Origin of the sequence: Flavobacterium sp. (genome assembly GCF_023151265.1) — a bacterium.
Taxonomy (GTDB): Bacteria; Bacteroidota; Bacteroidia; order Flavobacteriales; family Flavobacteriaceae; genus Flavobacterium.
The window spans coordinates 1-12,657 of record NZ_JAKLJH010000076.1 but is presented as its reverse complement, the minus strand read 5'-3'; the positions used below and the strand labels follow the sequence as shown (position 1 = coordinate 12,657).

Genomic DNA, 12,657 nt, shown 5'->3' with positions numbered 1-12,657 from the left:
GTTAAGTTGTTTAGCCGCTTTAGCAATTTGAGCATTTTTAGGTTGAGCTCCACTTACAACAGCATAATATAAATCTGCTAAAGCTTGTTTTTGTTGCGCAACTGTCATTGGAATTCTAACATCTGCATTAGCACCAGCCAAAGACATGTTAGATTCAATTTGAATATGTTTAGACATCATTCCGTTTTTAGGAATACGACCTTGAGCATATCCTGCATCAAAACCTCCTCCTTGCCAATCTCCTAAGAAATCTGCACCAACAGAAACGATAACGTCTGCTTTTGAAAAATCATAATTAGCTAAAGCTCTTACACCGTAAACTGCTTGAAAAGCATCTAAAGCGTTTGATTCAGAAACTGCATCATAAACAACATGTTTAGTTGTTGGATATTTAGCAACTAAAGAAGCAATTAAAGCATCAGTTGAAGGACTTGCCATAGTATTTGTTAACACTACAACATTTCCACCTTTTGCTTTAGCATCTTCTAAACTAGCTTTAACTTTAGTGTTTACATCAGCCCAAGTTGCATCTTTACCAGCAATTTTAGGTTGTTTTAAACGTAAACTATCGTATAATGAAAGAACAGAAGCATGAACTCTTGCATTTGCTCCAGTTTTTGCTCCTTCTAAATTATTGTTCTCAACTTTAATAGGACGACCCTCACGAGTTTTGATTAAAATATTAGCAAAATCAAAACCATCAGCCATTGTTGTTGCATAATAATCAGCAACACCAGGAATAATTTCTTCTGGTTGAACTACGTAAGGAATTGACTTTACAACAGGACCTTCACAAGCCGCTAACGAAGCTGCAGCAGTGCTAAATCCAACATATTTTAAAAAGTCACGACGAGTAGTTGACGAAGCAGATAAAGATTCTTTATCTCCTAAGAATTGGTCAACCGGAATTGGTTCCACAAACTCGTTGTTTCTTAGCGTCTCAACAATAGAGCTATTTTCGTTTAGCTCTTCAACACTTTTCCAGTATTTTTTGTTTGATGCCATTGTATAGTATATTAGCTTCTTAAATTATTTTATTAATAGTGACATTTACCACATTCTAAACCTCCCATTTGAGCAGCAGTTAACTGAGATACTCCGTATTTTTTAGAAAGTTCTTCATGGATTTTTTTGTAGTAAGCATTATCTTCTACTTTCACATTTGTTTCTCTGTGACAGTTGATACACCATCCCATTGTTAATGGAGCATGCTGTTTCATAATTTCCATTTCTTCAACTGGACCGTGACAAGTTTGACACTCAACACCTGCAACAGTTACGTGTTGTGAGTGATTGAAATAAACGTGATCTGGTAAATTATGAATTCTAACCCATTTAACTGGTTTAGTTTTTCCTGTGTATTTTTGTAATGACTTATCCCATCCAACTGCATCATACAATTTAGCAATTTCACCATCGTAAAATGCTTTTGAATGCTCTTCAGTTGCAGTAGTTTCAGCTACTTCACTAATGTTTTTGTGACAGTTCATACAAACATTCAACGAAGGAATGTTAGAATGCTTACCAACTCTTGCAGCTGAGTGACAGTATTTACAGTCAATTCCATTTTCACCAGCATGAATTCTGTGTGAATAGTGAATTGGTTGTACTGGCTCATACCCTTGATCTACACCAATTTGCATCATCCATCCGTATGCAAAGTAAGCAGAAACCAACAATAACAAGACTGTAGAAACTAAAACTAAGAATTGATTTTTAGCATACGCTCTGAAAAGATTTAATACAGAACGATCTTTTTGCTCAACTTCTAATCCTTTAGCACTAGCAATTTTAGTCAACATATTGTTCACCAAGAACAACATAACAACTAACATCATCATTACTAAAGAAAGCACTCCTAATATCACATTATTAGAAACACCAGAATCAGCAGTTGCTTCACCAGCTACAGGCGCACCAGGAACAACTGCAGGAGCAGCAGGAGCTGGCTCAGAAGTATAAGCTAAAATATTGTCAATATCTTCATTTGACAATTGTGGAAATGCAGTCATTGGAACTTTGTTGTTCTCTTCAAAAACTTTTACAGCTTGCGCATCTCCTGACTTGATTAATTCTCCACTATTTTTAATCCATTTGTACAACCATTCTTTGTCATACTTAGAACCAACGTCACGAAGTGCAGGACCCGTAGCTTTTGCGTCTAATTTATGACATGCGGCACAATTGGTATTAAATAATTCTTTACCCTTTGCTGCATCCTGAGAGAACGCAGATAAAGAAGTTACTAGCACGAATGCTAAACTGAAGAAAATCCTTGAAAACGATTTATGGTTACCCACCTTTTTCATATTTAAAATGATTATCGACTTAATTTGGTATACTTTTAGATATACCCTTATCTAAAAAAACACGTTATTTTTTCAAAACTCCGACAAAAATACAATATTCGAACTATTATTAAAACCTTAATTTTATCTTAAAATGTAATTTATATTTGTTCTAAATAATATTCAAGCGTCTGATTCTCGTCTTAAATTGTATTTTTGTATTAAAATCATTTGTATATGAAAAACTTATCAAAACATAACTTATTGTACGTCTTTATTCTATCTTCATTTTTCTGCACAGTATCTAATGGTCAGGAGGTAAAAACAAACGTTTCTGTTGATCCAAAAATCGACCAATTGTTAAAAGAAAAAAGAAAACTAAACAGCAGTTTATTTTTAAATGAAGGTTATAAAATTCAGATTTTTTATGGAAACAGCGAAGAGTCTAAAAAGAAATTACTTGAATTTAAAAAAGAATTTAAAGACCTTGATGGTACCATCATTTTTAATAGTCCAAATTATAAAGTATGGATTGGAAATTTCAAAACAAGAATTGAAGTTGAACGTGCAATGGTAGATATTAAGAAAAAATATCCAACAGCTTTAATCATCAAACCTTCGAATTAAAAATAGATAAAAACAAAAAAGCCATTCAAATGAATGGCTTTTTTTATTGTTTATAACTGAATTATTTCAATTTTTTCTTCACTTCAACTTCATGGAATCCTTCGATTAAATCGTACTCACGAATATCGTTGTAATTTTTAATCTGCATACCACAATCGTATCCTTTAGAAACTTCTTTAACATCATCTTTGAAACGTTTTAAAGTAGCTAATTCACCTGTGTAAATTACAACTCCTTCTCTAATTAAACGTATTTTAGAGTTTCTGAAGATTTTACCATCGGTAACCATACATCCGGCAATTGTTCCCACTTTAGATACTTTAAACAATTCTCTAATTTCGGCAGTACCTGTAATCTCTTCTTTCATTTCTGGAGATAACATTCCTTCCATAGCATCTTTTAAGTCATCAATTGCATCGTAAATAATAGAATAGTTACGGATATCGATTTCTTCTTTTTCAGCTAATTGTTTTGCATTTCCTTGAGGACGAACGTTAAATCCGATAATAATCGCATCAGAAGCAGAAGCTAGTAATACGTCAGATTCAGTAATTGCTCCAACTCCTTTATGAATAATGTTGATTTGAATTTCTTCTGTAGATAATTTAGAGAATGAATCCGATAATGCTTCAACAGAACCATCCACGTCTCCTTTAAGGATAATATTCAATTCTTTAAATTGTCCTAATGCAATACGACGACCAATTTCGGCAAGCGTAATGTGTTTTTGCGTACGAACCGATTGCTCACGTTGTAACTGAGTACGTTTAGATGCAATTTGTTTTGCTTCTCTTTCGTCTTCGTAAACATTAAATTTATCACCCGCTGTTGGCGCACCATCTAAACCTAATACAGATACTGGAGTTGATGGACCTGCTTCTTTGATTTGGTGTCCTCTTTCGTCAAACATAGCTCTAATTTTACCATGATTTTTTCCAGCTAACACGTAATCTCCAATGCGAAGTGTTCCTGCTTGTACTAAAATAGTAGAAACATATCCTTTTCCTTTATCTAACTGAGCTTCAACAACAGTTCCAAGCGCAGGTTTTTTTGGATTTGCAGTAAGTTCTAAAACTTCTGCTTCCAATAATACTTTTTCTAATAATTCAGAAACTCCTGTTCCTTGTTTAGCCGAAATATCGTGTGATTGGTATTTTCCACCCCAATCTTCAACTAATAAATTCATTCCAGCTAATTGCTCTTTAATTTTTTCTGGATTAGCCGCTGGCTTATCTACCTTATTAATAGCAAAAATCATAGGAACACCAGCCGCTTGTGCGTGACTGATTGCTTCTTTTGTTTGTGGCATGATATCATCATCCGCAGCAATTACGATAATAGCGATATCGGTAACTTGAGCTCCACGTGCACGCATCGCGGTAAACGCCTCGTGACCTGGTGTATCTAAGAATGTGATTTTTTCGCCATTTTCTAAAATTACTCCGTATGCTCCAATGTGCTGTGTAATTCCTCCTGATTCACCCGCAATAACGTTTGCTTTACGAATGTAATCTAGTAAAGAGGTTTTACCGTGGTCAACGTGACCCATTACAGTAACAATTGGTGCTCTGTGTACTAAATCTTCTGGATTATCTTGAACTACTTCTGCAGCTTCTTCAATATCTGTTGTAATGAATTCTACTTCATATCCAAACTCATCAGCAACGATAGATAGTGTTTCCGCATCTAAACGTTGGTTCATGGTAACCATGATTCCAAGCGACATACAAGTTCCGATTACTTTTGTAATTGGCACATCCATTAAAGATGCAATTTCACCTACGGTAACAAACTCAGTTACTTTTAATGTTTTGCTTCCTTCTTCTTGTGCTTGTAATTCATCATCAACACGCTGACGGTGTGAATCTCTTTTATCTCTACGGTATTTTGCCGATTTTGATTTATTACCTTTTCCTTGTAATCTTTCAAGGGTTTCTTTAATTTGGTTTTTAACATCTTCTTCAGAAGGCTCTACCTTTTGAATAATTGGTTTTTTACCTTTATTAAAGCCACCAGCTCCACCACCTTTAACAAACTCTTTCTTAGGTCCGCCAGCGTTATTGTTTGCTCCAGGAGCTCCAGGAGTGCCTGGTTTAACAATACGCTTACGTTTATTCTTATTGTTATTAGCCGCATTTGCTCCACCCGCATTTTGAGCTTGAGGAGTTCCAGGCTTTTTAAAATCTTTTTTAGGATCTTCTTTTTTCTTTTTAGGTTTATCGAACTGAGATAAATCAATTTTTTGACCTGTAAAAGTAGCACCTGATAACTTTTGATATTGCGTTTCAATTTTTACTTCACCCACATCCTCAGAAGGAGTTTCTACTTTTGTCTCAACATCTTTCGTAGGCTTAACAACTTCAACGTTTTTAACAACAGGTGATTCTTCCTTAACTTCCGTTTTAACTAGTTCAGAAACTTTTTCTTCAACAGGCTTAACTTCAGCAATAACAGGCTTTTCCTCTGATACAACAACTGGTTTTTCTTCAGAAACTGGTTTTTCAGACTTAACTTCTTGCTTTTTAGGATCTAAATCGATTTTACCAATAGCTTTTGGACCAGACAAAACTGCCTTAGCTTTGATAATCTCTTGTCTTTGACGCTCTTCTTCCTGCAAACGTTTTGCTTCTTGTTCTTTTTCAAGTTCACGTTTAAGTGCCTCTTTCTCTTTTCTTTTTTCTTCACTTACTTCAAGAGAGGCTACCTTATTCCCTTTGTCAGCAGAAAATTGACCGCATAAGACTTTGTATTCCTCTTGTGATATTTTAGCATTTGGACTAGACTCAATTTCATGACCCTTTTCTTTAAGAAAATCCACAGCTCTATCAAGAGAAATATTTAACTCCCTTAAAATTTTGTTTATTCTTATTACTCTTTCTTCAGACATATAACCTTTTTAAAATTCTTTGTATGTTGTGTGTTTTGGTTAAAGAATTATCCTTCTAATTCTTCTTTTAATATATTGATTACATCTAAAATAGTTTCCTCTTCAAGATCTGTTCTTCTAACCAAGTCAGCAACATCTTGATTTAATACGCTTCTAGCTGTATCTAAACCGATTTTTTCAAATTCTTCAATTACCCAAGCTTCGATTTCGTCTGAGAACTCTCTTAATTCTACGTCGTCTTCTTCTTGTGCAATACCTTCTCTTATAACATCAATTTCATAACCTGTTAATAAACTTGCTAATTTAATGTTATTACCACCTCTACCAATAGCTTTAGAAACTTCTTCAATTTTTAAGAATACTTCTGCTGTTTTAGCTTCTTCGTTAATTTTAACAGTAGAAACTTTAGCTGGACTTAAAGCTCTTGTAATATATAATTGAGCGTTTGCTGTATAATTAATTACATCGATATTTTCGTTTCCTAATTCACGAACAATTCCGTGAATACGAGAACCTTTCATACCCACACAAGCTCCAACAGGATCAATTCTATCATCATAAGAATCAACTGCTACTTTTGCTTTTTCACCTGGAATACGAACTACTTTTTTAATTGTAATTAAACCATCAAACACTTCAGGAATTTCTTGTTCAAATAATTTTTCAAGGAATTCAGGAGCAGTTCTTGACATGATAATCTGAGGTTTATTACCTTTTAATTCCACATTTTCAATAACTCCTCTTACGTTATCCCCTTTTTTGAAATAATCATTTGGAATTTGTTTTTCTTTTGGTAGAACAATTTCATTTCCTTCATCATCCATCAAAATTACAGCTTTTGGACGAACATGATGCACTTCCGCTGTATAAATATCACCAATCAAATCCTTAAATTGTTTGTAAAGATTTGTATTGTCGTGTTCATGAATCTTAGAAATTAAGTTTTGACGTAGTGCCAAAATAGCTCTTCTTCCTAATTGAATTAATTTTACTTCTTCAGAAACATCTTCACCAACTTCAAAATCAGGTTCGATTCTTCTTGCTTCAGACAAAGAAATTTCAGAATTTGGATCTTCTACTTCACCATCTTCTACAACAACACGATTTCTCCAAATCTCCATATCTCCTTTATCAGGATTAATGATGATGTCAAAATTATCGTCTGATCCATATTTCTTTTTCAATGCATTTCTAAATACATCTTCTAAAATTGCCATTAGTGTAACTCTATCTATGAGTTTGTCGTCTTTAAATTCTGAAAACGATTCAATTAATGCAATATTCTCCATGTCAACTCTTTATTTAAAATGATATTATAACAATTGCTTCTTTTATATTCTCGTAAGGAATTTCTAGTTTTTTTTCAACTGTTTCTTTTCCTTTACCAATTTTCTTAGGCTCACGTGCCTGCCATTCTAAAGTTATCTTTTCGTCGTCAGCAGTCGTCAACTTAGCTTCAACTTCTTCTAAAGAAATGGTTTTAACTTTTAAGGTTCTACCGATGTTTTTCTTGTATTGTCTCACCATTTTTAATGGACTTGAAACACCTGCAGAAGCCACTTCTAATGAAAAATCTTGCTCTTCTCTATCTAAATTATTTTCAACCGCTCTACTTACATCGATACAGTCTTGCAAATTTACACCAAAATCACCATCTAAAATAACACTAATTTTATTAGCTTCATTAATAGATAAATCAATCAAAAAAAGATGCTCACGCTCAGCTAACGCAGCATTTAAGACTTCCTGAACTTTATTTTTAAATGTCATATTTTTATAAAAAGAGGCACGCCGTGCGTGCCTCATAATCCTTTGTCTTTTAATAACGTTGCAAATATACAATTTTTTTTGAATTAAAAAAAAGATTGTCAGTTTGGATATTTTTTGTACTTTTATAGTGTAATTCATTTACACCATTAAAATAACCTAAAACAAACTTATGAAACGAATTTTAGTACCAACCGATTTTTCAAAACACGCAGAATACGCATTAAAAGTTGCAGCACAAATTGCTAAAAAGAATGACGGTGAGATTTTTTTACTACACATGTTAGAATTACCAACAACTGGAAATGACGCCGTTACAAGAGCACACGATATCCCAGAATTGATGTTTTTTAAAAATGCAGCTGTAGCCAAATTAGACGAATTAATGGATGCTGACTATTTAGACGGCGTAAAAATTTCAAGAATTATTCAATTTGAAATGGCTTTTGAAGGCATCATCAAAAACGGAGAAGCACATAACGCAGATTTAATTGTTATGGGATCTCATGGAGCAAATGGTTTCCAAGAAATGTTCATTGGTTCAAATACCGAAAAAGTTGTTAGAAACTCTGAAGTTCCTGTGTTAGTTATCAAACGTGAAGAAGATGCTTTCAGCGCAACAAAATTTGTCTTCGCTTCTGACTTTTCAGACGAAATCAAGAAACCATTTGAAAAAGTAGTTGAATTTGTTAACAAATTTGGCTCACATCTTTATTTAGCAAACATCAATACTCCAAACAATTTTAAATCTACTAAAGTTGCTCAAAAACAAATGGATGAGTTTATAGCAAACTTTAAAATTGACAATTATTCTACACACATATACAATGATGTAAATGTAGAAAAAGGGATTTTACACTTTGCAAAAAGTATCGATGCCGATATCATAGGAATGAGCACACACGGAAGAAAAGGTTTATCTCACTTCTTCAACGGAAGCATTAGTGAAGATTTAGTAAATCATGCTAAAAGACCAGTTATTACATTTAAAATCTAATTTTTCCAGATTTTAACCGATAAAAAAAAGACCACAATTGTGGTCTTTTTTTATGCTAACTTATAACAAATTAGATACTTATAAAAATAAAAAAACTCCACTTATTTCTAAGTGGAGTTTTGTTGGCCCACAAGGACTCGAACCTTGAATGACGGTACCAAAAACCGGAGTGTTACCATTACACCATGGGCCAATACCTAACAACCTTTTCGATTGCGAGTGCAAATGTAATGCATATTTTTTATTCTGCAAATTTTTCTAAAAAAAATATTAAAAAAATTATTTAACTAATATTATAAACAAAAAAATAGTTTCTTTGTAGGAGAATATAGAAAAACCAATATACAATATGAATTCATTCAACTTTAAAAAGTGGAACACTATTTTAGGATGGTCTGCTTTTATGGTAGCTTTAATTACTTATTCTTTAACCGTTGAACCAACCTTGAGTTTTTGGGATTGTGGTGAATACATCGCAACATCAGCTAATCTTGAAGTTGGCCACCCACCTGGGGCACCTTTATTTCAAATGCTAGGTGCGTTTTTTGCCATGTTTGCCTTTAGTGCAGACAAAATTGCGTTAATGGTGAACTATCTTTCTGTATTTTCAAGTGCTTTTACTGTTCTTTTCATGTTTTGGTCGTTAACCATCTTATTGAAAAAAGTAATCGTAGGCGAAAAAGAACTTTCTACAAACAATGCTGTAATGATTTTAGGTAGTGCTACAGTCGCTTCTTTATCGTTTACATTTACCGATAGCTTTTGGTACAATGCCGTAGAAGCCGAAGTATATGCGATGGCTACATTTTTAATAGCGTTATTGTTTTGGTTAGGATTACGTTGGGAACAAGAAATAAACACGCCTCGCGGCAATAAGTGGCTACTAATAATTTCATTAGTTATTGGACTTTCTTTTGGAGTTCACTTTATGGCACTACTTACTTTTCCTGCTATTGGATTTCTATATTTCTTTAAAAAATACAACAACATTACCGTTAAAAGTTTCCTGATTGCAAACGTTGTCATTATTGCAATTTTGCTTTTTATCTTTAAGCTTTTACTTCCTTACACACTGGCTTTCTTTGGTAAAACCGAAATTTTCATGGTAAACAACCTTGGAATGCCATTTAATTCAGGAACTATTTTTGCTTTCATTTTAATTGTGGCTGCTTTCTATTTTGGATTAAATTATACCAAGAAAAAAGGGCATGTTTTTTATAACACTTTAATTTTATCAACTCTTTTCATCTTGATTGGATTTTCAACTTGGATGATGTTGCCAATTAGAGCCAATGCTAACACTCCAATCAACGAAAACAAACCATCAGATGCTGCAGAGGTTTTAGCTTACTATAATCGTGAGCAATATGGAGAACAAAAATTATTCTACGGACCTCAATTTTCTGATACTTATTCAGGTTTAGATCCTGTTACTCCGTATTTAGACGACAAACCTAATTACGAACGTGATTACAAAACAAAAAAATACATCATTACTAACGACTATGTCAACGCAAAACAAAACACCGATGATGCCCACAAAGCATTATTACCAAGAATGTGGAGCAATGAACACAGAGAAAATTATATGATTTTTACTGAACCATTAGAGTTTAGAATTAATCCAGAATATGCTCATGAAGATGAATTAGTCAATATTGTAACACAATTTAGAAAAGCCTATCAAGCTGGCGAAATTGACGAAGAAGACTATGACAAATTCTTAAAAGGTTATGGAGAATACTTAATTGTAGAGAAACCTACATTCTTTAATAATATAAAATTCATGATCCAATATCAATTTGGATATATGTATGTGCGCTATTTACTTTGGAATTTTGTTGGAAGACAAAGTGATGTTCAAGGAAAATATGACAACACACATGGAAATTGGTTAAGCGGTATCAACTTTATCGACGAGATATTCATTGGAACGCAAAAAAACCTACCATCTGACATGCAAAACAACAAAGGAAGAAATACCTATTTCTTTTTACCTTTTATTTTAGCAATCATTGGAATGGTTTTTCATGCCAAAAGAGACATTAAGAGTTTCTATGTTTTACTCGTTTTATTCTTATTTACAGGCTTAGCTTTAAAAGTGTACTTAAACGAAAGACCTTTTGAACCTAGAGAAAGAGATTATGCATTAGTCGGGTCTTTTTATGTATTCGCTATGTGGATTGGTTACGGAATTTATGCCATTTTCGACACTTTAAAGAAATACATCCAACCAAAAATTGCTATTCCAGTTGTATTAGCTACATCGTTATTAGCTTCACCAGTAGTATTAGCAGCTCAAAACTGGGATGACCATGATCGTTCTAATAAAGATACTGCTTTAACAATGGCAAAATCTTATTTAGATTCATGTGAACCAAATGCTATTTTATTTACAATAGGTGATAATGACACTTTCCCTCTTTGGTACATGCAAGAAATTGAAGGATATAGAACTGATATTCGAATTGTAAATACGCAATTATTTATGACTGATTGGTATATCGATCAAATGAAAATGAAAGCACACAATTCTGACCCTATTCCGAGCTCATTTAACAGAGAACAATACAAAGGAAGTAACAGAGATTACAGTTTGTATGTAGAAAGAACAAAAGACCCTCTATTATTAGATGACATGCTCAAATTTATAGCATTAGATGATGAAAGAGCCAAAATTGAATTAAACAATGGACGCAAAATAAATTACTTCCCATCTAAAAAAATAATACTTCCTGTTGATAAAGCAACTGTAATTAAAAATAAAGTTGTTTCAGAAAAATTCTATGATTCAATTGTACCAGCAATAGAATTTGAAATTAAAGATGATGCGCTTTATAAAAACAGATTAATGATGTTAGACATTGTGAATCAAAACAACTGGAAACGCCCAATTTATTTCACAGGCGGAAGTTTTGGTGAAGATGATTATTTGTGGATGAAAAATTATTTACAATTAGATGGAATGTGTTTTAAACTAGTTCCAATTAAAACCCCTGTAGATTCTCCAAGCCCAATGAAAATGGGTCAAATTGACTCTGAAAAAATGTACAACATTGTAATGAAATTTGATTGGGGTAACAGTGGTAAACCTATTATTTATCATGATGTTGAAACTCGCAAAAATAGCATTAGCTACAGAACCAACTTAGCTCGACTAATGGAAACCTTAATAAATGAAGGTAAATTAGACAAAGCCGAAAAAGTAATTGATTTAGCAATGGAAAAAATGCCAATTCAATATTTTGAATATTATTCTATGTTAGAACCATTTGCAATGGGATATTACGAAGTTGGTAAAAAGCAAAAAGCTAGAGATATCATTTCTGAGGTAATTAAGAAATATCAAGAAAATCTAACTTTTTACAACAGCTGGAAACCAAGCGAACAAAACTTTAGCGCTATGGATATTGTTACCGATATTGAAATGTATCGAGACTTTATCAAAGTTGCTGAATCGGCTGAAGATTTAGAATTTTACAATAAAGAAAAAGTGAAGTTTAACAATTTCAATAAAATGTTTCAACGTTTCGGCAGAGATATGGAATAACACTTTATAAATAATTAAAATGTTCCAAGTGAAAGAAATTTCGTTTGGAACATTTTTTTTATACTAATTTTACAACATGAACTTCAATTGGGTAAAAACAAATAGACTTATTAAAAAGGTTTTTTCTAATCTGGTTTGGGATATTCCAAATTCGGATAAAAAAATCTATTTAACACTTGATGATGGTCCAATTCCTGAAGTAACCGAATGGGTTTTAGATCTTTTAAAATCGGAAGAAATAAAAGCAACTTTCTTTTGCATTGGCGATAATATCAAAAAATATCCAGAAGTTTACAAAAGAATACTTGCTGAAGGACATCAAACCGGAAACCACACTTTCAATCATTTAAACGGATGGAAAACCGAAACTAATCAATATATCGATAATTTCAAGTTGTGCGAAACTGAACACTTAAAACTGAACACTGGATACTCTTTCTTATTTCGTCCTCCTTACGGAAAAACCAAACCAAGTCAATCAAAAGCTATTCGACAATTAGGATACAAAATAATTATGTGGGATGTATTGAGTTATGATTTT

9 protein-coding genes and 1 tRNA gene are annotated in these 12,657 nt (G+C 32.9%); 4 read left to right on the top strand and 6 right to left on the bottom strand.

Going from position 1 to position 12,657, the window contains the following annotated elements:
- Positions 1–1,005, bottom strand: a 1,005-nt coding sequence (locus L6Q46_RS08355; protein ID WP_291283919.1) for a TAT-variant-translocated molybdopterin oxidoreductase, incomplete at its 3' end; no start/stop codon positions are given.
- A 32-nt stretch (positions 1,006–1,037) separates the two neighbouring features.
- The gene (locus tag L6Q46_RS08350) at positions 1,038–2,309 is read right to left on the bottom strand and encodes a c-type cytochrome (RefSeq protein WP_291283918.1); all 1,272 of its coding nucleotides are present in this window, start codon (positions 2,307–2,309) and stop codon (positions 1,038–1,040) included.
- A 216-nt stretch (positions 2,310–2,525) separates the two neighbouring features.
- Here L6Q46_RS08350 and L6Q46_RS08345 point away from each other — a divergent pair, with 216 nt between their 5' ends.
- A complete protein-coding gene (locus L6Q46_RS08345; protein WP_111566180.1) occupies positions 2,526–2,915 on the top strand; it encodes an SPOR domain-containing protein in 390 nt (129 codons plus the stop codon).
- 61 nt (positions 2,916–2,976) lie between these two features.
- On the opposite strand, the gene infB is transcribed toward L6Q46_RS08345, so the two are convergent.
- From infB to rimP, 3 genes are read right to left on the bottom strand one after another with little or no spacing between them, the layout of a single operon-like run.
- Positions 2,977–5,802: a translation initiation factor IF-2 gene (gene infB / locus L6Q46_RS08340; protein WP_291283917.1), complete on the bottom strand. Its 2,826-nt coding sequence runs from the start codon at positions 5,800–5,802 to the stop codon at positions 2,977–2,979.
- Positions 5,803–5,849: 47 nt separating this feature from the next.
- On the bottom strand, positions 5,850–7,091 hold the full coding sequence (nusA, locus tag L6Q46_RS08335; protein WP_111566182.1) for a transcription termination factor NusA: 1,242 nt from the start codon (positions 7,089–7,091) through the stop codon (positions 5,850–5,852).
- A gap of 13 nt (positions 7,092–7,104) precedes the next feature.
- Positions 7,105–7,572, bottom strand: coding sequence for a ribosome assembly cofactor RimP (rimP, locus tag L6Q46_RS08330; protein WP_291283916.1), 468 nt, complete (start codon positions 7,570–7,572; stop codon positions 7,105–7,107).
- Positions 7,573–7,741: 169 nt separating this feature from the next.
- Here rimP and L6Q46_RS08325 point away from each other — a divergent pair, with 169 nt between their 5' ends.
- A complete protein-coding gene (locus L6Q46_RS08325; RefSeq protein ID WP_111566183.1) occupies positions 7,742–8,566 on the top strand; it encodes a universal stress protein in 825 nt (274 codons plus the stop codon).
- Positions 8,567–8,688: 122 nt separating this feature from the next.
- On the opposite strand, the gene L6Q46_RS08320 is transcribed toward L6Q46_RS08325, so the two are convergent.
- Positions 8,689–8,759: transfer RNA gene (locus L6Q46_RS08320), tRNA-Gln, on the bottom strand.
- A gap of 156 nt (positions 8,760–8,915) precedes the next feature.
- Here L6Q46_RS08320 and L6Q46_RS08315 point away from each other — a divergent pair.
- Both L6Q46_RS08315 and L6Q46_RS08310 read left to right on the top strand, forming a co-directional pair.
- Complete coding sequence (locus tag L6Q46_RS08315) at positions 8,916–12,116, top strand: DUF2723 domain-containing protein (protein WP_291283915.1); 3,201 nt, start codon at positions 8,916–8,918, stop codon at positions 12,114–12,116.
- Positions 12,117–12,192: 76 nt separating this feature from the next.
- The coding region (locus L6Q46_RS08310) for a polysaccharide deacetylase family protein (RefSeq protein WP_291283914.1) at positions 12,193–12,657 on the top strand (465 nt) is incomplete at its 3' end.

Bases quoted from the DNA above. Each gene is read 5' to 3' on its own strand.
- infB (WP_291283917.1), bottom strand. From the start codon at position 5,802: ATGTCTGAAGAAAGAGTAATAAGAATAAACAAAATTTTAAGGGAGTTA.
- L6Q46_RS08315 (WP_291283915.1), top strand. From the start codon at position 8,916: ATGAATTCATTCAACTTTAAAAAGTGGAACACTATTTTAGGATGGTCT.
- L6Q46_RS08345 (WP_111566180.1), top strand. From the start codon at position 2,526: ATGAAAAACTTATCAAAACATAACTTATTGTACGTCTTTATTCTATCT.
- rimP (WP_291283916.1), bottom strand. From the start codon at position 7,572: ATGACATTTAAAAATAAAGTTCAGGAAGTCTTAAATGCTGCGTTAGCT.
- L6Q46_RS08325 (WP_111566183.1), top strand. From the start codon at position 7,742: ATGAAACGAATTTTAGTACCAACCGATTTTTCAAAACACGCAGAATAC.
- nusA (WP_111566182.1), bottom strand. From the start codon at position 7,091: ATGGAGAATATTGCATTAATTGAATCGTTTTCAGAATTTAAAGACGAC.
- L6Q46_RS08350 (WP_291283918.1), bottom strand. From the start codon at position 2,309: ATGAAAAAGGTGGGTAACCATAAATCGTTTTCAAGGATTTTCTTCAGT.